Raw genomic sequence first — 22,248 nt, 5'->3', positions numbered from 1 at the left:
TAGTGAAAAAATTTAAAAAACTCACACTCTCTCTTGCGACTCTTTTACTTGCTGGTTCGTTAGTAGGATGTGCAAGTTGGATTGATCGTGGGGAGTCTATGACGGCTGTTGGTTCAACTGCCCTCCAACCTTTAGTCGAGGCGGCTGCAGATGAATTTGCATCAGCTCACATCGGAAGAACAGTCAATGTTCAAGGTGGTGGTTCTGGTACAGGACTGTCGCAGGTTCAGTCAGGAGCAGTAGATGTCGGCAACTCCGATGTATTTGCGGAGGAAAAAGACGGTATTGATGCCTCAGCATTGGTCGACCATAAGGTAGCTGTTGCAGGTTTGGCTGTTATTATCAATAAGGAAGTAGATGTTGATAATCTAACGACGGATCAGCTCCGACAAATCTTCACAGGAGAAATTACCAACTGGAAAGAAATCGGTGGTAAAGATTTAGCCATCTCTATTATCAACCGTGCGGCGAGTTCAGGTTCTCGTGCGACTTTTGACAGTGTGATCATGGATGGGCAATCAGCAATGCAAAGTCAGGAGCAAGATTCAAACGGGATGGTCAAATCAATTGTTTCCCAAACTCCTGGAGCTATTTCCTACTTAGCCTTTGCCTATGTTGATGCCTCAGTTGGGACTATCAAACTCAATGGTTATGAACCAATTTCAGAGAATGTAACCACGAATAATTGGCCTTTGTGGTCTTATGAACATATGTATACACTTGGTGAGCCAAATGAATTGGTTGCCGAATTCCTAAACTTTGTCCTTTCAGACGAAGCTCAGAACGGAATCGTTAAAGGAATGGGCTATATTTCTGTCAAGGAAATGAAGGTTGAAAAAGATGCTACAGGGACTGTAACAGCGCTAGAAGGGAGTCAATAATGAACCAAGAAGAATTATCTAAAAAATTGCTCTCTCCGTCAAAGAACTCTCGTCTTGAGAAATTAGGGAAAAGTCTGACTTTTGCCTGCCTCTCTTTGATTGTTATCATTGTGGCTATGATTTTAATCTTTGTAGCCCAAAAAGGGTTATCTACCTTCTTTGTGAATGGTGTGAATATCTTTGATTTTCTCTTTGGTGCAACTTGGAACCCTTCAGGTAAGCAGTTTGGTGCTCTTCCAATGATTTTAGGTTCCTTTATCGTTACCATCCTATCTGCTCTCATCGCAACACCATTTGCAATTGGTGCTGCAGTCTTTATGACAGAAGTATCGCCAAAAGGAGCTAAGATTTTGCAACCAGCTATCGAACTTCTAGTTGGGATTCCTTCGGTAGTATACGGATTTATCGGTTTGCAGGTCGTTGTACCATTTGTACGTAGTGTCTTTGGTGGAACAGGTTTTGGTATTTTATCGGGGATTTTCGTTCTCTTTGTTATGATCTTGCCGACTGTAACCTTTATGACAACTGATAGCTTACGTGCAGTTCCTCGTCACTACCGTGAAGCTAGTTTAGCTATGGGAGCAACTCGTTGGCAAACAATCTGGCGTGTTACTTTGAAGGCTGCTCGTTCAGGTATTTTTACTGCTGTAGTCTTTGGTATGGCGCGTGCTTTCGGTGAAGCCCTTGCGATTCAGATGGTTGTCGGTAACTCAGCAGTTGTTCCAACTTCATTGACGACACCAGCAGCGACTCTGACATCTGTTTTGACCATGGGAATCGGTAATACCGTTATGGGAACTGTTGATAATAATGTTCTTTGGTCACTGGCCCTAGTATTGCTCTTGATGAGTTTGGCCTTTAACAGTGTGATTAAATTGATTACGAAAGAAAGAGGAAAGAAAAACTATGCACGCTAAGAAATTAGATAAACTTGCAACAGCTGTCCTCTATACCATCGCAGGAATCATTGTGACCATCCTAGCTTCCTTGATTCTCTATATCTTGGTTCGAGGATTGCCACATGTTTCATGGTCATTCTTGACAGGAAAATCATCTTCTTATCAAGCAGGTGGTGGTATCGGGATTCAGCTTTATAATTCCTTTTTCCTTTTGGTCATTACCTTGTTCATCTCTGTTCCCCTATCAATGGGAGCTGGGATTTACTTGGCTGAATATGCCAAAAAAGGTCGTGTTACCAACTTAGTTCGTACCTGTATTGAGATTTTGTCTTCTCTACCATCTGTCGTAGTCGGTCTCTTTGGTTACCTCATCTTTGTAGTTCAGTTTGAATATGGATTTTCAATTATTTCAGGTGCCTTGGCTTTGACTGTCTTTAACCTTCCCCAGATGACGCGTAATGTTGAAGACAGCTTAAAACACGTTCACCATACACAACGTGAAGCTGGTTTAGCACTTGGACTTTCTCGTTGGGAAACAGTTCTTCATGTCGTTATCCCCGAAGCCTTACCTGGTATTGTTACGGGTGTTGTCCTTGCATCAGGTCGTATCTTTGGTGAAGCTGCGGCTCTTATCTATACGGCAGGACAATCAGCTCCAGCTCTTGACTGGTCAAACTGGAATGTTCTCAGTGTAACCAGTCCGATCTCAATCTTCCGTCAAGCAGAAACCTTGGCCGTCCATATTTGGAAAGTCAACAGTGAAGGAACTATTCCTGATGGAACCCTTGTTTCAGCAGGTTCTGCTGCGGTGCTCCTAATCTTTATCTTAATCTTTAACTTTGGAGCTCGCAAACTCGGAAGCTACCTACACAAGAAATTAACCGCTGCCTAAAGGAGAAGCCATGTCAAAATATAACTGGGATGAAAAGCATATCATCACCTTCCCTGAAGAAAAAGTGGCCCTCTCTACGAAGGATTTACATGTTTACTACGGTAAGAATGAATCCATCAAGGGCGTGGATATGCAATTCGAAAAAAATAAAATCACGGCCCTGATTGGTCCGTCTGGATCTGGGAAATCAACCTATCTACGCAGTCTTAATCGTATGAATGATACCATTGATATTGCAAAGGTTACAGGACAGATTCTCTATCGAGGTATTGACGTTAACCGTCCAGAAATTAATGTTTATGAAATGCGTAAACATATCGGAATGGTATTTCAACGTCCAAATCCATTTGCTAAATCAATCTATCGTAATATCACTTTTGCACATGAACGTGCAGGTGTCAAGGACAAGAAAGTTCTAGATGAAATTGTAGAAACATCACTTCGTCAAGCTGCTCTCTGGGATCAGGTAAAAGACGACCTTCACAAGTCGGCCTTGACCCTATCAGGTGGTCAGCAGCAACGTCTTTGTATCGCTCGTGCAATCTCTGTGAAACCGGATATTCTCTTGATGGATGAACCGGCATCAGCTTTAGATCCGATTGCGACAGCTCAACTTGAGGAAACCATGTTGGAGTTGAAGAAGGATTTTACCATTATCATTGTAACCCACAGTATGCAACAGGCTGCGCGTGCCAGTGATTATACAGGATTTTTCTACTTGGGTGATTTGATTGAGTATGATAAGACTGCTAATATTTTCCAAAATGCTAAGCTACAGTCAACTAATGACTATGTAACTGGACACTTTGGTTAGAAAGGGAACAGTATGACAGAACCGATTTTACAGGTCTCAGACCTGTCAGTCTATTACAATAAAAAGAAGGCCTTGAATAGTGTTTCCTTATCATTCCAACCCAAGGAAATTACGGCCCTTATCGGTCCGTCTGGATCAGGGAAATCAACACTTCTAAAGGCTATTAACCGAATGGGTGACCTTAATCCTGAAGTGACGACAACTGGATCAGTGGTTTATAATGGGCACAATATCTATAGTCCTCGTACCGATACAGTTGAATTGCGTAAGGAAATTGGAATGGTTTTCCAACAACCCAATCCTTTCCCTATGTCTATCTATGAAAATGTCGTTTATGGCCTCCGCATAAATGGAGAAAAAGACAAGCAGGTCTTGGATGAAGCTGTGGAGAAAGCTTTACAGCGTGCTTCAATCTGGGATGAGGTTAAGGACCGTTTGCATGACTCTGCCATTGGTCTTTCAGGTGGGCAACAGCAACGTGTTTGTGTGGCACGTGTATTAGCGACTAGCCCTAAAATCATCCTCTTGGATGAACCCACTTCAGCCTTGGACCCTATTTCTGCTGGTAAGATTGAGGAAACCTTGTATGGTCTAAAAGACAAATACACCATGCTCTTGGTTACGCGTTCTATGCAGCAAGCATCTCGAATCTCCGATAAGACAGGCTTTTTCCTCAATGGAGATTTGATTGAATTTAACGATACCAAGGATATGTTCCTCTATCCTCAACATAAGGAGACAGAGGACTACATTTCAGGTAAATTTGGATAAGGAGTGAGAAGATGTTACGATCTCAATTTGAAGAAGATTTAGAGAAATTGCATAATCAGTTTTATGCTATGGGACAAGAAGTTCTTTCCCAAATCAATCGTACCGTACGTGCTTTTGTAACGCATGACCGTGACATGGCTAAAGAAGTCATTGAGGAAGATGCAGAAGTAAACGAATACGAAGTGAAACTTGAAAAGAAATCATTTGAAATGATCGCCCTACAACAACCAGTTTCACAAGACTTACGAACAGTTTTAACAGTTTTAAAAGCTGTTTCAGACCTAGAACGTATGGGAGACCATGCAGTTTCTATCGCAAAAGCAACGATTCGTATGAAGGGGGAGCAACGTATCCCTGCAGTTGAAGAAGAAATTAAAAAAATGGGTCGCGATGTCAAGAACTTCGTAGAAGCAGCCCTTGAACTTTATCTGAATGGTTCAGTAGACCAGGCCTATGAAGTAGCAGCCATGGATGAAAAAATCAACCATTACTTTGATAGCATTCGTGACTTGGCTACAGAAGAAATCAAGAAAAATCCAGATGCCATTGTTACAGGTCGAGATTACTTCCAAGTGATTGCTTTCTTGGAACGTATCGGAGACTATGCCAAGAATATCTGTGAATGGGTTGTTTACTTTGAAACAGGTAAGATTGTAGAATTATAAAGTATTCAAATGCTAAAATTATTGTGAAAGCTTACTTTTTACTAGAGTAAGCTTTCATTGTATAGATAATTTACTTTGTCAGAGGTGAATAATGAACTACATACAGAATATAAGAAAAAAAGTTGGAAAAGATAAAATTATTTTAAATTTCACATGTGGAATATTAAGTCAATCAGGAAAAATATTATTACAAAAACGAGCAGATAAAGGAACTTGGGGATTACCAGGCGGAGCTATTGAATTAGGCGAATCGGCTGTAGAAGCGTTAGTTCGAGAGTTTTACGAAGAAACTGGACTGAAAGTGACAGTGAAAAAACTTTTAAATGTTTATACAAAATATTCAGATAGTTATCCAAATGGTGATGAGGCTCAAGTTCTTACAATTTTGTATTTAGTTGCATCTGAAACTTCTATCTCTACAAATGTTTTTACGAGTGACGAAACTTTAGAATTAGGATTTTTTGAACATAGGGACATACAAAATATCACAATTGTAAACCAGCAACATCGAGATATGATAAATGATTTTTTTGAAAACAAGTTCCCAATAGATAGATAAACTAACTACTGAATTTCTATATTTTTTAATTATATTTTATGAAAATACAAGAAAAACTTGACAAGTATTTCTGAATAAGTTATAATTATACAAAATCAACAGAGAGGTTGTTTATTTATGAATTTTAAAAAATGGATATTTGTCTTATGTAGTTTTCTTGCAAGCTTCTTTTTAGTAGCTTGCCAATCGTCTAGCTCAAGCTCACAATCTGCAGTGGAGGCCATCAAGCAAAAAGGGAAATTGGTGGTCGCAACTAGTCCAGACTATGCTCCCTTTGAGTTTCAAGCCCTTGTAGATGGTAAGAACCAAGTCGTAGGTGCTGATATTGACATGGCGCAAGCAATCGCTGATGAACTTGGAGTGAAATTGGAAGTTTCAAGCATGAGTTTTGATAATGTCTTGACTAGTCTTCAGACAGGTAAGGCTGATTTGGCCATTGCGGGAATCAGTGCAACTGAAGAAAGACAAGAAGTCTTTGATTTCTCAATTCCTTACTATGAAAATAAAATTAGCTTCCTTATCAGAAAGTCAGATCTTGAAAAATACAAGGATTTGGACTCTCTAGCAAGTGCTAATATTGCAGCTCAAAAAGGGACTGTTCCTGAATCTATGGTCAAAGAGCAACTTCCTAAGGCACAGTTGACTTCTTTGACAAACATGGGTGAGGCAGTCAATGAGCTTCAATCAGGTAAGGTTGATGCCGTTCATATGGATGAGCCAGTAGCACTAAGCTATGCTGCTAAGAACTCAGATTTGGCAGTAGCTACTGTAAGCTTGACTATGAAAGAAGGCGAAGCAAATGCTGTAGCTATCAAAAAAGGTAACTCAGATTTGAAGGAAGTGGTTGATAAGGTCATCCAAAAACTGAAAGATGACGGAACTTACCAAACTTATCTTGAAAAAGCTGCTAAGCTAACAGAAGTAGAACAATAAAAAATAACAGAGTTGGATTTCAGTCCAGCTCTGTTTTTAAATAGCTTAATGTTTCTTCAATATTTTCTAAAGGAACTTTTGCAAAGTGATAGGGACAAGACTCTATGTAGGATGATTCGAAAAAGTCGAGTCCTAGAGGACTGTGTTTAAGACTAGCGATGCTAGGATAGTTCCTGAGATCAAGCAAAAGCCCATCATGAAGTGGATAGCTCGGTAGGGAAATGGGATAGGTTTGTAAGAGCTGTTGGATGTGCTCCTGACTTTTTTCTTGCAGTACCAATCGTGCTAGTCTGTTTTTTTCAAAGAGTTGACTATCAATATAGAGTGATAGAGCCTTTTGCATGATAAGGTTGTTATCGTAGTCGAGAATGTTTTTATAGGTCACAAAAGCTTCCTTGATCGCATTAGGAAGAAGAAGGGCAGTGATCCGGAGGGCAGGAAATAGACTTGTAGAAAAGGACTTGATATAGATGACCAAATCATGTTGGTCCAGATAATGAAAGGTTTGTCCAATTTTAGGATCCAAGTCACCCAGGTAGTCATCCTCAACGATATAAATCTGATATTTTGCAGCTAAGTCAAGGATAGCAAGTTTTTCCTCTTCAGAATAAGAATGGCCCAGAGGATAGTGGAAACGTGGAATGGTATAGAAGAACTTAATCTTTCCACTTTTAAAATGCTCCTCAAGTTCTTTCAGGTCGATGCCATCCACCCGACGTTCAATGGTTTGAAAGGGAAGATTTTGAGCTAGTAGCAGCTGGTTCATTCGATGATAGGTCGGTTGTTCGACCAGTATTTCCTGAGCTTGACCTGGAAAATCGATCTGAGAAAGAATAAACAGTGCCTGCTGGGTTCCAGACGTCATGACCAACTGGTCTGCCTTACTATAAATCGCTTGATCAAAGAGCAATGTCTGAACAGACTCTCGTAATTCTTCTAAACCCTCTTGGTGTTCATAGTAGTTGTAGAGATAATTTTCTCGTCCAATCAAGCTTTCGTTGACACAAAGACGAAAATCATCATAGGCAGCTGCGTGTTCATCATTGACTGAGATAATTAAGTCTTCATGACTGGTTTGTTGCTCCAATACATAATAACCACTTTGAGGTTTGGAGTAGATATATTTCTGGTATCGAAGTTCTAAGAGTGCGCGCTGTACGGTGTCTTTGCTACAGTGAAAATCTTGACTAAGTTTTCGGATAGATGGTAGGCGACTTCCAGTTGGAAATCTACCTGATTCTATCTCATTTTTTAGATAGTGAACGACTTGTTCATATTTGCTTTCTTGCTTCATCCCAGACCTCTCATGATTTTGTTACATTGTACCTTTTTTTTAGAAGTTTGGCAATGTTATACTCTTCGAAAATCTCTTCAAACCGCGTCAACGTCGCCTTGCTGTATATATGTTACTGACTACGTCAGTTCTATCCACAACCTCAAAACAGTGTTTTGAGCTGACTACGTCAGTTCCATCTACAACCTCAAAGCAGTGCTTTGAGCTGACTTCGTCAGTTCTATCCACAACCTCAAAACAGTGTTTTGAGCAACCTGCGGCTAGTTTCCTAGTTTGCTCTTTGATTTTCATTGAGTATTAAAAGGCAGTCTAGCATTCAATTCTAATCAGAAATGTGATATACTTAGTAAGTAAAATTTTCAAAGAAGAGTGAGATGATGAAGGTGCAAGAACCAGTTAAATTATTCCAATACAATACTTTGGGAGCCTTGATGGCGGGACTTTACGGTGGAACCATGACCGTTGGTGAATTGCTTGAACATGGTGATTTAGGATTAGGAACCCTGGATTCTATCGATGGAGAATTGATTGTCTTAGATGGGAAAGCTTATCAGGCTAAGGGATCAGGTGAGAAACCTGAAATTGTGGAAGTTTCACCAGATGCTTTGATCCCCTATGCAGCAGTTGTACCCCACCAGGCAGAAGTTATTTTCCGTCAGCGTTTTGAAATGACTGATCAGGAACTTGAAAAACGTATTGAGTCCTATTATGATGGAGAGAATCTTTTCCGTTCCATCAAGATTCATGGTGATTTTAAACACATGCATGTGCGCATGATTCCTAAGTCAACCTCTGAAACTAAGTTTGCAGAAGTAGCAACGCATCAGCCAGAGTATAGTCGCGAAAATGTTTCAGGAACCATCGTCGGTTTTTGGACACCTGAAATTTTCCATGGAGTTAGTGTTGCTGGTTACCATCTACACTTTATCTCAGATGACCTAACCTTTGGTGGCCACGTTATGGACTTTGTCATCAAGGAAGGTATTGTAGAAGTGGGTGCAGTTGACCAGTTGGATCAACGTTTTCCTGTTCAGGATCGTCAATATCTATTTGCTAAGTTTAATGTTGACGAGATGAAAAAAGATATCGATAAGTCAGAATAAAAGGAGTCAAATATGAAAATTCATGTAATAATAACGATGGTGGCCTTGTTTGCCGTCCTCATTGCAGCAGTTTGGTACGCAAGAAAGAAATACAAGATTAATTTTGCAGTTTTGGGACTTGGGGCAGTTGCATTTTTTGCTTCATCTCAGGTCTTGGAGAAAATCGTTCATCTCTTGGTTCTTCATCCACAAAAGGATGGGACAGTTCCACTCATGACGGAAAATCCCCTTCTATATGTGATTTACGGGATCTGTATGGCTGCTTTGTTTGAAGAAACAGCTCGACTAATCTTTTTCAAATGGTTGAACAAAAAAAGAGAGATGGAAGATTCAGATGCCCTCGCCTATGGTCTTGGTCATGGTGGGCTAGAAATGATTTATATCGGAATTGCAAGTTTACTCAATCTCTTCATCCTCTTTTCAGCAGTAGAATCGCAAAATCCAGCCATCATGCAACTCTTACCTGAGAGTACGCTTGCTACGATTAACAATCTAGCAGCATGGCAGATTTACCTTTTGGGACTAGAGAGAATCCTAGCCTTACTTCTTCAAGTCGGTTTGACCTTCTGGGTTTATCAAGCAGTTCGCCAAAAGAAATGGATTTACCTAGTAGCGGCTTATGGTTTGCACGCCCTATTTGATTTGGCTCCGAGCCTATCTCAAGTTGGTTGGTTGTCAAATCCACTTCTCGTAGAAGGATTGTTAGCAGTGGAAGTTATTATTTTTATTTACTTTACAAAAACGATCTTTTATAAAAAGCAATAATACAAAAAAGAGGTTCATCCTCTTTTTAGTTTGAGCTTTTGAAAAAGCTAACCAAATCATCGAAAAAAAACGCTAAAAATGGTATAATGGAATGAATTTTATAAAAGGATTAGAAAAATGACCGTATTAGATAAACTAAAAGAAACCTTAGAAGGAATCGATATTCGATTCGATGAACCGCTAAAAACTTATACCTATACCAAAGTTGGAGGGAAGGCAGATTATTTAGTATTTCCTCGTAATCGCTATGAGATGGCTCGTGTGGTAAAATTTGCCAATCAGGAAAACATTCCTTGGATGGTTCTTGGAAATGCAAGTAACATTATCGTTCGTGAGGGTGGAGTCCGTGGCTTTGTAATCATGTGTGACAAGCTTAATAACGTTTCTGTTGATGGTTACACTATTGAGGCTGAAGCTGGAGCGAACTTGATTGAAACCACTCGTATTGCCCTCCGTCATAGTTTGACTGGTTTTGAGTTTGCTTGTGGAATTCCAGGAAGCGTTGGTGGTGCTGTCTTTATGAATGCTGGGGCTTATGGTGGTGAGATTGCTCATGTTCTACAGTCTTGTCAAATCTTGACTAAGGAAGGTGAAATCGAAACCATATCTGCTAAAGATTTGGCCTTTGGTTATCGTCATTCAGCCATTCAAGCATCTGGAGCAGTTGTCCTATCTGCTAAGTTTGCACTATCGCCAGGAAATTATGAGACTATCAAACAAGAAATGGATCGATTGACCCACCTTCGTGAACTCAAGCAACCTTTAGAGTATCCTTCATGTGGATCAGTCTTTAAACGTCCAGTGGGTCATTTTGCAGGTCAATTGATTGCAGAAGCAGGATTGAAAGGTTATCGTATCGGTGGCGTCGAAGTCTCAGAAAAGCATGCAGGCTTTATGGTTAATATTGCGGATGGAACTGCTAAGGACTATGAGGAATTAATCGAGTCTGTCATTGAAAAGGTTAAAGAACACTCAGGTGTTACTCTCGAGCGAGAAGTTCGTATCTTGGGTGAACATGAGTAAATAGTAGAAATAGCCTAGCTGCTACTAACTAGACATGTAAAGGGGGTGAAAGCCTATCGGTAGCGAAGATATATGCAGGTGGTCTAACTCCCTGCAAGAGGTAGTAGCGGCCTGACAGAGCCCTGATCTGTTAATCTATGAAAAAGAAGGAATTTATGCCAATTGAAAAAACCAATTATCGAATTCAGAAACGTTTCTAAAGTTTTTGAAGATAGCAACACCAAGGTTCTCAAGGATATTAACTTTGAGTTGGAAGAAGGGAAGTTCTACACACTTCTCGGTGCCTCAGGATCTGGTAAATCAACCATCCTCAATATCATTGCAGGTTTGTTGGATGCAACAACTGGTGATATCATGCTAGACGGTGTCCGTATCAATGATATCCCAACCAATAAACGTGATGTTCATACAGTCTTCCAATCATATGCCTTGTTTCCGCATATGAATGTCTTTGAAAATGTTGCCTTTCCATTGCGTTTGCGTAAGGTCGATAAAAAAGAAATCGAACAACGTGTATTAGAAGTTCTAAAGATGGTACAGTTGGAAGGTTTCGAAAAACGTTCTATTCGTAAGCTTTCTGGAGGACAACGCCAGCGTGTAGCTATTGCGCGTGCGATTATCAACCAGCCTCGTGTGGTCTTGTTGGATGAACCTTTGTCAGCCTTGGACTTGAAATTGCGAACAGACATGCAGTACGAACTGCGTGAACTGCAACAGCGATTGGGCATTACCTTTGTCTTTGTTACCCACGATCAAGAAGAAGCCTTGGCCATGAGTGACTGGATTTTCGTTATGAATGATGGAGAAATCGTTCAGTCTGGTACACCAGTTGATATCTACGACGAGCCAATCAACCACTTTGTTGCAACCTTTATCGGTGAATCAAACATCTTGCCAGGAACCATGATTGAGGACTACTTGGTGGAATTCAACGGTAAACGATTTGAAGCGGTCGACGGTGGGATGAAGCCAAATGAACCAGTCGAAGTCGTGATTCGTCCAGAGGACTTGCGCATTACCCTTCCAGAAGAAGGAAAACTTCAAGTTAAGGTTGATACTCAGCTCTTCCGTGGAGTTCACTATGAGATTATCGCCTATGATGAACTTGGCAATGAATGGATGATTCACTCGACTCGCAAAGCTATTGTGGGCGAGGAAATCGGTCTGGACTTTGAACCAGAAGACATCCACATCATGCGTCTTAATGAAACAGAAGAAGAATTCGATGCTCGTATTGAGGAATATGTAGAAATCGAAGAGCAAGAAGCAGGTTTGATTAACGCTATTGAGGAGGAAAGAGATGAAGAAAACAACCTCTAAACTCTTTGTAGTGCCCTACATGCTTTGGATTGCACTCTTTGTTTTGGCACCCTTGGTCTTGATTTTTGGGCAATCCTTTTTCAACATTGAAGGCCAGTTCAGTTTAGAAAACTATAAATCCTACTTTGCGTCACAAAATTTGACCTATCTCAAAATGAGTTTTAACTCAGTTCTCTATGCTGGGATTGTAACTCTAGTGACACTTCTTATCAGTTATCCAACAGCCCTCTTTTTGACTCGTCTTAAACACCGTCAACTCTGGCTCATGCTGATCATCTTGCCAACATGGATCAACCTTCTCCTCAAGGCCTATGCCTTTATCGGGATTTTTGGGCAAAATGGCTCTATCAACCAATTCCTGGAATTTATCGGAATCGGTTCGCAGCAGTTGCTCTTTACGGATTTCTCATTTATCTTTGTTGCAAGCTACATCGAGCTTCCATTTATGATTTTGCCAATCTTCAATGTCTTGGATGATATGGATAACAATCTCATTAATGCCAGCTATGACCTTGGTGCAACCAAGTGGGAAACTTTCCGTCATGTCATCTTCCCTCTGTCAATGAACGGAGTGCGAAGTGGTGTCCAATCTGTCTTTATCCCGAGTTTAAGTCTCTTCATGCTGACGCGTTTGATTGGTGGGAACCGAGTGATCACCTTGGGGACTGCTATTGAGCAGAACTTCCTTACCAATGACAACTACGGTATGGGTTCAACTATTGGTGTTGTTCTTATCCTAACCATGTTTATCACCATGTGGGTGACTAAGGAAAGGAGAGAACGATGAAAAAATTATCAAATCTTTACCTAGCCTTTGTCTTTATCGTCCTCTATCTGCCAATCTTTTACTTGATTGGTTATGCCTTCAATGCTGGGGATGATATGAATAGCTTTACAGGCTTTAGTTTGTCTCACTTTGAAACCATGTTTGGCGATGGAAGACTCATGCTAATCTTGGTTCAGACCTTTTTACTAGCCTTCCTATCAGCCCTGATTGCGACTGTCATTGGGACTTTTGGTGCCATTTACATCTACCAATCTCGAAAAAAATACCAAGAAGCCTTCCTATCACTTAATAACATTTTGATGGTTGCACCAGATGTCATGATTGGTGCCAGTTTCTTGATTCTCTTTACACAACTCAAGTTTTCACTTGGATTTTTGACAGTTCTTTCTAGTCATGTGGCCTTCTCCATTCCAATCGTAGTGCTCATGGTCTTGCCTCGATTGAAAGAGATGAATGGGGATATGATCCATGCGGCCTATGACCTTGGTGCCAGCCAGTTCCAGATGTTCAAGGAAATTATGCTTCCTTACCTAACGCCGTCTATTATTGCAGGTTACTTCATGGCATTCACCTATTCACTAGATGACTTTGCTGTGACCTTCTTTGTAACGGGGAATGGTTTTTCAACCCTATCAGTCGAGATCTACTCTCGGGCTCGTAAGGGAATTTCTCTAGAAATCAATGCTCTTTCAGCCTTGGTCTTTCTTTTTAGTATTATCCTAGTTGTCGGATATTACTTCATTTCACGTGAGAAGGAGGAGCAAGCATGAAACGACTCTATTCATTTTTAGCAGGAATTCTAGCCATTATCCTTGTCTTGTGGGGGATTTCCTATCATCTTGATAGTAAAATCAATAGTCGTGATAGTCAAAAATTGGTTATCTACAACTGGGGAGACTATATCGCCCCTGAACTTCTGGAGAAATTTACAGAAGAAACAGGAATCCAAGTCCAGTATGAGACCTTTGACTCCAACGAAGCCATGTATACCAAGATTAAGCAGGGTGGGACAACCTATGATATTGCCATTCCAAGTGAGTACATGATTAACAAGATGAAGGATGAAGACCTTCTAGTTCCACTGGATTATAGTAAGATTGAGGGCATTGAGAATATCGGTTCTGAATTTCTCAACCAGTCCTTTGATCCCAACAACCAGTACTCTATCCCATACTTCTGGGGGACCTTGGGAATCGTCTACAATGAGACTATGGTGGAAGAAGCGCCTGAACATTGGGATGACCTTTGGAAGCCAGAGTATAAGAACTCCATTATGCTTTTTGATGGGGCGCGTGAAGTACTTGGTTTAGGTCTTAACTCGCTAGGCTATAGCCTCAACTCTAAAGATCCACAGCAGTTGGAGGAAACGGTAGACAAGCTCTATAAGCTAACACCTAATATCAAGGCTATTGTTGCGGATGAGATGAAGGGGTACATGATTCAGAATAATGCTGCCATTGGTGTGACCTTCTCAGGAGAAGCCAGCCAGATGCTGGAGAAAAATGAAAATCTCCGCTATGTCGTACCGACTGAGGCCAGCAATCTCTGGTTTGACAATATGGTGATACCTAAGACAGTTAAGAACCAGGACGCTGCCTATGCCTTTATCAACTTTATGTTGAAGCCCGAAAATGCTCTCAAAAATGCAGAGTATGTCGGCTATTCAACACCAAACAATCCTGCTAAGGAAATGCTCCCTGAGGAGACCAAAGAGGACAAGTCCTTCTATCCAGACGCAGACACTATGAAACACCTAGAGGTCTATGAGAAATTTGACCATAAATGGACAGGTATCTACAGCGACCTCTTCCTACAATTTAAAATGTATCGGAAGTAGGAGTTAGCAGTCACGAAACGAATCAGTCAATCTGATTCGTTTTTTGAATGGTTGTATAGCTTTATATTTTTACTATCCTATTTGCTTATTTTATAGCCTAGTAGTATACTAAGTTTATCTATATGGAAAGCGATAACAAATCATGAAAATATCTACTTTTTTTAAAAAAAGTTATTGGCCAACCTTTTTGATTGTTAACGAAACAATTATACTATTCCATTTAAAGGATGGCTTGGATCGGCAATACCTAACAACTGATTCTATACATTTGGTGATAGGGTTCTTTATATTTGCAAATATTTTCGTAGCTATCTTTAGCAATTCGAAAATGTGGGATAAAAGTTGGGATAAAAAGAGTGATAGCAGTAAGAAAAAATATATCCTGAAAAAGTAATCAGAGATATAGGGATTTGGTTGTTTAAATGTAATTATTTCCAGTTGACTCAAATTCAAAAAAACAGTATAATAGGAATGTTGAGAATTGATTTTCTCTCCATCTTAGTCCAGAGAAATGGCGGTGCTGCGAGCCATCTAAGATAGAAAATCATGCTACTCGATTGTAACAATTGCATAAGAATCAAGAATGACAAGTTCATTGAATGAAGGTGGTACCGCGGTTTTTCGCCCTTCGTGATATGGATTTGTCTTTTATTTTTGGAGTTGCTTATGAGAAGATTTCTTGTAAAACAAAAATTTCGCCTAGGTGGGGAACGCTTTGATATCAAGGATGAGTTAGGCAATGTCGCCTATCAGGTTGAAGGTTCATTTTTTCAGATTCCAAAGACCTTTACCATCTATGATGAAGCGGGTGAGCAGGTTAGTGAGATTCGTAAAGAAGTCTTAACTTTCCTACCACGTTTTGAAATTCAACTGAGTAACGGAGATAGCTTTTATATCCGTAAGAAGTTGACTTTCTGGAAGGATAAGTATGAATTTGACAATCTTGGTCTTCGCATTGAAGGAAACGTCTGGGATTTGAATTTTAAATTGCTAGATAACCGTGATCAAGTGATTGCGGATATTGCTAAGGAACTTTTCCATTTCACTTCTACCTATACCGTGACCGTCTACGACGAATCTTATGCAGATCTAGTCATTTCCCTATGTGTTGCTATCGACTATGTAGAAATGCTAGAAAGCCAATCAAATTAGTAATAAGGAGATATTTATGAAACAATTATCTAGTGCACAAGTTCGCCAAATGTGGCTTGACTTCTGGGCAAGTAAAGGCCACTCTGTCGAACCATCAGTTAGCTTGGTTCCAGTAAACGATCCAACCCTTTTATGGATCAACTCAGGTGTAGCGACACTTAAGAAATACTTTGACGGGACTATTATCCCTGAGAACCCACGGATTACCAATGCGCAAAAAGCAATCCGTACCAACGACATCGAAAATGTAGGGAAGACTGCACGTCACCATACTATGTTTGAAATGTTGGGAAACTTCTCTATTGGAGATTACTTCCGTGACGAAGCTATCACTTGGGCTTATGAACTTTTGACAAGTCCTGAATGGTTTGACTTTCCAGCTGAAAAACTCTACATGACCTACTACCCAGCTGATACAGATTCTTACAACCGCTGGATTGAAGTGGGAGTAGATCCAAGTCACTTGATCCCAATTGAAGACAATTTCTGGGAAATTGGTGCTGGACCTTCTGGACCAGATACAGAAATCTTCTTTGACCGTGGAGAAGCCTTTGACCCAGAAAATATCGGTCTTCGTCTTCTTGCAGAAGATATCGAAAACGACCGTTATATCGAAATCTGGAACATTGTATTGTCACAATTTAACGCTGACCCTGCTGTTCCTCGTAGCGAGTACAAAGAATTGCCACACAAAAACATTGATACGGGCGCTGGTTTGGAGCGTTTGGTGGCGGTTATCCAAGGGGCTAAGACAAACTTTGAAACAGACCTCTTCATGCCAATCATTCGTGAAGTTGAGAAATTATCTGGTAAGGTTTACGACCAAGATGGCGACAACATGAGCTTCAAGGTCATTGCCGACCACATCCGTTCTCTTTCATTTGCTATTGGTGATGGTGCCCTTCCTGGAAATGAAGGTCGTGGTTATGTCCTCCGTCGTCTTCTTCGTCGTGCCTCTATGCATGGTCAAAAATTAGGCATCAACGAGCCTTTCCTTTATAAACTCGTTCCAACAGTTGGAAAAATCATGGAAAGCTACTACCCAGAAGTTCTTGAAAAACGTGACTTTATCGAAAAAATCGTTAAGAGCGAAGAAGAGTCATTTGCTCGTACTCTTCACTCAGGTCAACACTTTGCTCAAGGTATCGTAGCAGACTTGAAAGAAAAAGGACAATCTGTCATTACTGGTCAAGATGTCTTTAAACTCTATGATACATACGGATTCCCAGTAGAATTGACAGAAGAAATTGCTGAAGAAGCTGGTATGACTGTAGACCGTGAAGGTTTTGAAGCAGCCATGAAGGAACAACAAGAACGTGCGCGTGCCTCTGCTGTCAAAGGTGGATCTATGGGTATGCAAAATGAAACCCTTCAAAACATCACTGTTGAGAGTGTCTTCAACTACAATTCTAGTCAATTGTCTTCTAAGTTGGTTGCTATCGTAGCTGACAATGCTGAAGTAGAAGCTGTATCAGAAGGAACTGCCTCACTTATCTTTGCGGAAACTCCATTCTACGCTGAAATGGGTGGACAGGTAGCTGACCATGGACAAATCTTGGATGCTGCAGGAAATGTTGTAGCTACAGTAACAGATGTTCAAAAAGCACCAAACGGACAAGCATTGCACACCGTTGAAGTTCTTGCTCCTCTTGCATTGAACCAAGAATACACTTTGGCTATCGATAGCAATCGTCGTCATCGTGTCATGAAGAACCACACAGCCACTCACTTGCTCCATGCGGCTCTTCACAATATCCTTGGACATCATGCTACTCAAGCAGGCTCACTCAACGAAGTAGAATTCCTTCGCTTTGACTTCACCCATTTCCAAGCTGTGACTCCAGAAGAATTGCGTGCTATTGAACAACAAGTCAATGAGAAGATCTGGGAAGCCATCGCAGTTAAGACTGTTGAGACAGACATCGATACAGCCAAAGAAATGGGAGCTATGGCCCTCTTCGGTGAGAAATACGGTAAGGAAGTTCGCGTAGTCACTATCGGGGACTATTCAGTAGAGCTTTGTGGTGGTACTCACGTTGGCAATACTTCTGAAATTGGTCTCTTCAAGATTGTCAAAGAAGAAGGGATCGGATCAGGAACTCGTCGTATCTTGGCAGTGACTGGTAAAGAGGCCTTTGAAGCTTATCGTGACCAAGAAGATGCACTGAAAGCAGTCGCAGCAACCTTGAAAGCTCCTCAACTCAAAGAAGTACCTCACAAAGTTGAAGGACTTCAAGAACAACTTCGTCAATTGCAAAAAGAAAATGCAGAATTGAAGGAAAAAGCAGCGGCAGCGGCAGCAGGCAATGTCTTCAAGAATGTTCAAGAAGCAAACGGCCACCGTTACATTGCCAGCCAAGTTTCAGTATCAGATGCAGGTGCCCTTCGTACCTTTGCGGATAACTGGAAACAAAAAGATTACTCTGATGTCCTTGTTCTTGTCGCAGCTATCGGTGACAAGGTCAATGTCCTTGTTGCAAGCAAGACAAAAGAGGTACATGCAGGTAATGTTATCAAAGAATTAGCTCCAATCGTAGATGGACGTGGCGGTGGTAAACCAGACATGGCCATGGCAGGAGGAAGCAACCAAGCGAGAATCCAAGAATTGTTGGATGCAGTAGCAGGTAAATTGTAATCTAAAAATATAGTAGATTGAATCTATAACAGTACACTACAGCTGCTAGAAATATTTCTAGAAATTAATTTGACTTTCCTAATCTCTCTGTTCATATCTTATTTTAATCCACTATATAAACATTTTTTCAATTTTGAATTTATAGCAGATTAAATACAAAACGGTACACTGTGAATTCTAAAAAATGCTAGAAATTGACTTAACTGCTCTGGTAAATTTGTTCAGATTCTATTTCATTTCACAATACCTATCCATTTGGGTAGGTATTTTTTGGATCAGAAAAACTCCCCACGAATTGTGAGGAGTTCATTTTTAGGATTAAACAATCCCTTGGGCAATCATAGCGTTTGCTACATTTTCAAAGGCTGCGATATTTGCACCTGCTAGGTAGTCTTTATCTAGTCCGTAACTTTCTGCAGTTGTCTTAGCAGTGTTGAAGATGTTCGTCATGATATCTTTCAAGCGACCGTCAACTTCTTCACGTGTCCATGAAAGGCGAAGGCTGTTTTGGCTCATTTCAAGGGCAGATACAGCTACACCACCAGCATTGGCAGCTTTAGCAGGTCCATACAGAAGGCCATTTTCTTTGTAGACTTTGATAGCATCAAGGTCACTAGGCATGTTGGCACCTTCAGATACACAGATAACGCCTTGAGCAACCAAGCGTTTCGCAGCTTCACCGTTGATCTCGTTTTGAGTCGCACATGGAAGAGCAATATCGTAGTTTCCAGTATAAGTCCATACAGAACCTTCGTAGTAAGTAGCAGTTGCTTTTTCTGCAGCGTACTCAGTCAAACGAGCACGACGTTTTTCCTTAACATCTGTAAGAAGGTCAAAGTCGATACCATTTTCATCGATGACATAACCATTTGAGTCAGATACAGAGATAACAGTTGCACCAAGTTCAGTTGCTTTTTGAAGAGCGTATTGGGCTACGTTACCAGAACCTGAAATCACAACTTTCTTACCAGCAAAGCTGTTATCATTAGCTTTAAGCATTTCTTCAGTGTAGTAAACCAAACCGTAACCAGTTGCTTCTGGACGGATCAAGCTACCACCAAATCCAAGAGGTTTACCAGTCAAGACACCAGCATCAAATTGGTTGAGGCGTTTGTATTGTCCGTAAAGGTAACCAATTTCACGTCCACCAACACCGATATCACCAGCAGGTACGTCAAGAGATGGTCCGATGTATTTTTGCAATTCAGTCATGAAGCTTTGGCAGAAGCGCATCACTTCAGCATCAGTTTTGCCTTTAGGATCGAAGTCTGATCCACCTTTACCACCACCGATTGGAAGTCCAGTCAAAACGTTTTTAAAGATTTGTTCGAATCCGAGGAATTTCAAGATCCCTTGGTTTACAGTTGGGTGGAAACGAAGTCCCCCTTTATATGGTCCAACAGCTGAGTTAAATTGAACACGGTAACCACGGTTAACTTGAACTTTTCCATGACGGTCAACCCAAGGAACACGGAAAGAAATCACACGCTCAGGCTCAGTGATACGAGCTAGGATATTTTCTTCGATATATTCAGGATGTTTTTCAAATACAGGTTCCAAGGTACTGAAGAATTCTTCAACCGCCTGGAGAAATTCAGCCTCATGCCCGTTACGAGCTTTTACAGTTTCAAACACGCTTTGGATATATTCTTTAGCAGATGTCATATCGTTCTCCTTTTTGTTGTCATATTTTATTACATGAGACATTATAGCAGAAAATTTTTTCAGTGTAAAGAAAAAAACATAAATTTTCTAAAAATTCTTTCAATTTAAAATGACTGATTCAAAACATGCTAAAAAACGAACCTTTTCTATGGAAATGGTTTTATTGAAAAGCAAAAGTCAAAGTATGGTATAATAATAGACATAAAAAGGAATCTGGAGGAACAGAATCATGGTATCAACTAAAACACAGATTGCTGGTTTTGAGTTTGACAATTGCTTGATGAATGCAGCAGGAGTTGCTTGTATGACAGTTGAGGAGTTGGAAGGTGTCAAAAACTCAGCAGCAGGAACCTTTGTCACTAAAACAGCAACCTTGGAATTTCGTCAGGGAAATCCGGAACCACGTTATCAAGATGTTCCACTCGGTTCTATCAACTCTATGGGGCTACCAAATAATGGTTTAGACTACTATCTGGACTATCTTTTGGACTTGCAGGAAAAAGAGCCAAACCGAACTTTCTTCCTATCTCTAGTTGGAATGTCTCCAGAGGAAACTCATACCATTTTGAAAAAGGTTCAAGAAAGTGATTTTCGAGGTCTAACTGAACTCAATCTCTCGTGTCCAAATGTTCCTGGTAAACCTCAGATTGCCTATGACTTTGAAACTACAGACCGTATCTTGTCAGAAGTCTTTGAGTATTTTACAAAACCATTAGGAATTAAGCTTCCACCTTATTTTGATATTGTTCATTTTGACCAGGCTGCAGCAATCTTTAACAAATATCCGCTCAAGTTTGTCAATTGTGTCAACTCTATTGGAAATGGTCTTTATATAGAAGATGAGTCTGTCGTGATTCGTCCAAAGAATGGCTTTGGTGGTATTGGTGGAGAATACATCAAACCAACAGCTCTTGCAAATGTCCATGCTTTCTATCAACGCTTGAATCCAGAAATTCAAATCATCGGAACTGGTGGAGTATTAACAGGACGTGATGCCTTTGAACATATCCTATGTGGTGCCAGTATGGTGCAAGTAGGAACTACCCTTCATAAAGAAGGTGTAGGTGCTTTTGAGCGTATTACCAAGGAACTCAAAGAAATCATGACGGAAAAAGGTTATGAAAGCCTTGAAGATTTCCGTGGGAAATTGCGCTATATTGATTAAATAAAATCGAAAAATCAGAAGAAAGGAGAGAAGATGCTAGCTATTGGGGAAAGTCAGAAGTTGACTTTATCAAATTTACCGAGCCTGAGCCTTTTTACAGGGACAGATCAGGGTCAGTTTGAAGTTATGAAGAGTCAAGTGTTGAAACAGATTGGTTATGATTCTGCCGACCTTAACTTTGCCTACTTTGATATGAAAGAAGTAGTTTACAAGGATGTGGAACTGGAGTTGGTCAGCCTTCCTTTCTTTGCGGATGAAAAAATTGTTATTTTAGATCATTTTCTTGATATAACAACAGCTAAAAAACGCTATCTATCTGATGACGAGCTTAAGGCTTTTGAAGAATATTTGGAAAATCCATCTCCGACGAGTAAATTAGTTATTTTTGCTGAAGGGAAGCTGGATAGTAAGAGACGTTTGGTCAAATTGCTCAAGAGGGATGCCAAGATTTTTGAAGCCCTTGAACCAAAAGAGCAAGAGATGCGAGCTTATTTTCAAAAGTGGTCTCAGGAACAAGGACTTTCCTTTGATGGAAAATCCTTCGAACAGTTACTTATCAAATCAGGTTTTCAATTCAGTGAAATTCAGAAAAATCTACTCTTCTTACAGTCTTATAAGGATGATGACCGAATTACTGAAGAAGACATTGTTGAGGCCATACCAAAGACTTTGCAGGATAATATCTTTGATTTAACTCAGTTAATATTGACTAAGAAGATTGATCAGGCACGTGATTTAGTAAAAGATTTGACTTTGCAGGGAGAAGATGAGATTAAACTGATTGCCATTATGTTGGGGCAGTTCAGACTCTATACACAAGTGAAAATTTTGCAAGAGTCAGGTCAGACAGAGTCCCAGATGGTCAGCAGTTTAGGTCACTATCTTGGTCGCAATCCGAATCCCTACCAAATCAAATTTGCCCTTCGTGATTCTCGAAGACTATCCCTTGATTTTCTCCAGAATTCTATTCGTCATCTCATCCAAGCTGATTACCAAATTAAGACAGGAGTTTATGAGAAAGGCTACCTGTTTGAGAAGGCTTTGTTGCAGATTGCTAGCCAGTCAAATTGAGCAAATAACTTGAAAAA

At 40.4% G+C, this 22,248-nt stretch carries 22 protein-coding genes; 20 read left to right on the top strand and 2 right to left on the bottom strand.

Features of this window, described 5'->3' with window-relative positions; genetic code table 11:
- Nucleotides 1–2: 2 nt before the first annotated feature.
- The 8 genes from QEZ38_RS03320 (at nt 3) to QEZ38_RS03285 (ending at nt 6,414) form a co-directional block, all read left to right on the top strand.
- Nucleotides 3–881, top strand: coding sequence for a phosphate ABC transporter substrate-binding protein PstS family protein (locus QEZ38_RS03320; protein WP_281335023.1), 879 nt, complete (start codon nt 3–5; stop codon nt 879–881).
- Nucleotides 881–1,798: a phosphate ABC transporter permease subunit PstC gene (pstC, locus tag QEZ38_RS03315; RefSeq protein ID WP_045763363.1), complete on the top strand. Its 918-nt coding sequence runs from the start codon at nt 881–883 to the stop codon at nt 1,796–1,798. The genes QEZ38_RS03320 and pstC overlap by 1 nt, the downstream gene beginning before the upstream one ends.
- Nucleotides 1,788–2,672: a phosphate ABC transporter permease PstA gene (pstA, locus tag QEZ38_RS03310; RefSeq protein WP_281335022.1), complete on the top strand. Its 885-nt coding sequence runs from the start codon at nt 1,788–1,790 to the stop codon at nt 2,670–2,672. The genes pstC and pstA overlap by 11 nt, the downstream gene beginning before the upstream one ends.
- A gap of 10 nt (nt 2,673–2,682) precedes the next feature.
- Nucleotides 2,683–3,486, top strand: a complete 804-nt coding sequence (pstB, locus tag QEZ38_RS03305; RefSeq protein WP_045763361.1) for a phosphate ABC transporter ATP-binding protein PstB — start codon at nt 2,683–2,685, stop codon at nt 3,484–3,486.
- Between the two features lie 12 nt (nt 3,487–3,498).
- Nucleotides 3,499–4,257, top strand: a complete 759-nt coding sequence (pstB, locus tag QEZ38_RS03300) for a phosphate ABC transporter ATP-binding protein PstB (RefSeq protein WP_045763360.1) — start codon at nt 3,499–3,501, stop codon at nt 4,255–4,257.
- A gap of 11 nt (nt 4,258–4,268) precedes the next feature.
- Nucleotides 4,269–4,922 (top strand): phosphate signaling complex protein PhoU, encoded by a 654-nt coding sequence (gene phoU, locus QEZ38_RS03295; protein WP_281335021.1) that lies wholly within the window; start codon nt 4,269–4,271, stop codon nt 4,920–4,922.
- Nucleotides 4,923–5,013: 91 nt separating this feature from the next.
- Nucleotides 5,014–5,481, top strand: coding sequence for an NUDIX hydrolase (locus tag QEZ38_RS03290; RefSeq protein WP_049548248.1), 468 nt, complete (start codon nt 5,014–5,016; stop codon nt 5,479–5,481).
- A gap of 117 nt (nt 5,482–5,598) precedes the next feature.
- Complete coding sequence (locus tag QEZ38_RS03285) at nt 5,599–6,414, top strand: ABC transporter substrate-binding protein (protein WP_075228282.1); 816 nt, start codon at nt 5,599–5,601, stop codon at nt 6,412–6,414.
- 19 nt (nt 6,415–6,433) lie between these two features.
- Here the strand turns inward: QEZ38_RS03285 and QEZ38_RS03280 are convergent, their stop codons facing one another.
- Complete coding sequence (locus QEZ38_RS03280; protein ID WP_281335020.1) at nt 6,434–7,708, bottom strand: aminotransferase-like domain-containing protein; 1,275 nt, start codon at nt 7,706–7,708, stop codon at nt 6,434–6,436.
- Between the two features lie 374 nt (nt 7,709–8,082).
- On the opposite strand from QEZ38_RS03280, the gene budA reads away from it, so the two are divergent.
- The 10 genes from budA to alaS all read left to right on the top strand — a co-directional run bounded on the left by budA (nt 8,083) and on the right by alaS (nt 18,330).
- Nucleotides 8,083–8,811: an acetolactate decarboxylase gene (budA, locus tag QEZ38_RS03275; RefSeq protein ID WP_248034083.1), complete on the top strand. Its 729-nt coding sequence runs from the start codon at nt 8,083–8,085 to the stop codon at nt 8,809–8,811.
- Between the two features lie 12 nt (nt 8,812–8,823).
- Nucleotides 8,824–9,576: a YhfC family intramembrane metalloprotease gene (locus QEZ38_RS03270; protein WP_075231709.1), complete on the top strand. Its 753-nt coding sequence runs from the start codon at nt 8,824–8,826 to the stop codon at nt 9,574–9,576.
- A gap of 117 nt (nt 9,577–9,693) precedes the next feature.
- Entirely contained in the window at nt 9,694–10,599 is a 906-nt protein-coding gene (gene murB, locus QEZ38_RS03265; protein WP_281335019.1) for a UDP-N-acetylmuramate dehydrogenase, read from the top strand.
- Between the two features lie 162 nt (nt 10,600–10,761).
- Nucleotides 10,762–11,919 (top strand): ABC transporter ATP-binding protein, encoded by a 1,158-nt coding sequence (locus QEZ38_RS03260; protein WP_248034087.1) that lies wholly within the window; start codon nt 10,762–10,764, stop codon nt 11,917–11,919.
- Complete coding sequence (locus QEZ38_RS03255; protein ID WP_000754116.1) at nt 11,900–12,706, top strand: ABC transporter permease; 807 nt, start codon at nt 11,900–11,902, stop codon at nt 12,704–12,706. The genes QEZ38_RS03260 and QEZ38_RS03255 overlap by 20 nt, the downstream gene beginning before the upstream one ends.
- Nucleotides 12,703–13,476, top strand: a complete 774-nt coding sequence (locus QEZ38_RS03250; protein ID WP_045763347.1) for an ABC transporter permease — start codon at nt 12,703–12,705, stop codon at nt 13,474–13,476. The genes QEZ38_RS03255 and QEZ38_RS03250 overlap by 4 nt, the downstream gene beginning before the upstream one ends.
- The gene (locus QEZ38_RS03245; protein WP_281335018.1) at nt 13,473–14,543 is read left to right on the top strand and encodes an ABC transporter substrate-binding protein; all 1,071 of its coding nucleotides are present in this window, start codon (nt 13,473–13,475) and stop codon (nt 14,541–14,543) included. The genes QEZ38_RS03250 and QEZ38_RS03245 overlap by 4 nt, the downstream gene beginning before the upstream one ends.
- 142 nt (nt 14,544–14,685) lie before the next feature.
- The gene (locus tag QEZ38_RS03240) at nt 14,686–14,937 is read left to right on the top strand and encodes a hypothetical protein (RefSeq protein WP_281335017.1); all 252 of its coding nucleotides are present in this window, start codon (nt 14,686–14,688) and stop codon (nt 14,935–14,937) included.
- Between the two features lie 272 nt (nt 14,938–15,209).
- Nucleotides 15,210–15,695 (top strand): LURP-one-related/scramblase family protein, encoded by a 486-nt coding sequence (locus QEZ38_RS03235; RefSeq protein WP_281335016.1) that lies wholly within the window; start codon nt 15,210–15,212, stop codon nt 15,693–15,695.
- Between the two features lie 16 nt (nt 15,696–15,711).
- Entirely contained in the window at nt 15,712–18,330 is a 2,619-nt protein-coding gene (alaS, locus tag QEZ38_RS03230; protein WP_281335015.1) for an alanine--tRNA ligase, read from the top strand.
- Nucleotides 18,331–18,648: 318 nt separating this feature from the next.
- Here the strand turns inward: alaS and gdhA are convergent, their stop codons facing one another.
- Nucleotides 18,649–19,995 (bottom strand): NADP-specific glutamate dehydrogenase, encoded by a 1,347-nt coding sequence (gene gdhA, locus QEZ38_RS03225; RefSeq protein WP_281335014.1) that lies wholly within the window; start codon nt 19,993–19,995, stop codon nt 18,649–18,651.
- Between the two features lie 229 nt (nt 19,996–20,224).
- On the opposite strand from gdhA, the gene QEZ38_RS03220 reads away from it, so the two are divergent.
- Both QEZ38_RS03220 and holA read left to right on the top strand, forming a co-directional pair.
- Nucleotides 20,225–21,160: a dihydroorotate oxidase gene (locus QEZ38_RS03220; protein ID WP_281335013.1), complete on the top strand. Its 936-nt coding sequence runs from the start codon at nt 20,225–20,227 to the stop codon at nt 21,158–21,160.
- A 33-nt stretch (nt 21,161–21,193) separates the two neighbouring features.
- A complete protein-coding gene (holA, locus tag QEZ38_RS03215; protein ID WP_281335012.1) occupies nt 21,194–22,231 on the top strand; it encodes a DNA polymerase III subunit delta in 1,038 nt (345 codons plus the stop codon).
- Nucleotides 22,232–22,248 lie beyond the last annotated feature (17 nt).

The organism is Streptococcus taonis (genome assembly GCF_029948085.1).
GTDB lineage: Bacteria > Bacillota > Bacilli > Lactobacillales > Streptococcaceae > Streptococcus > Streptococcus taonis.
This window is presented reverse-complemented; position numbering and strand designations above follow the sequence as displayed.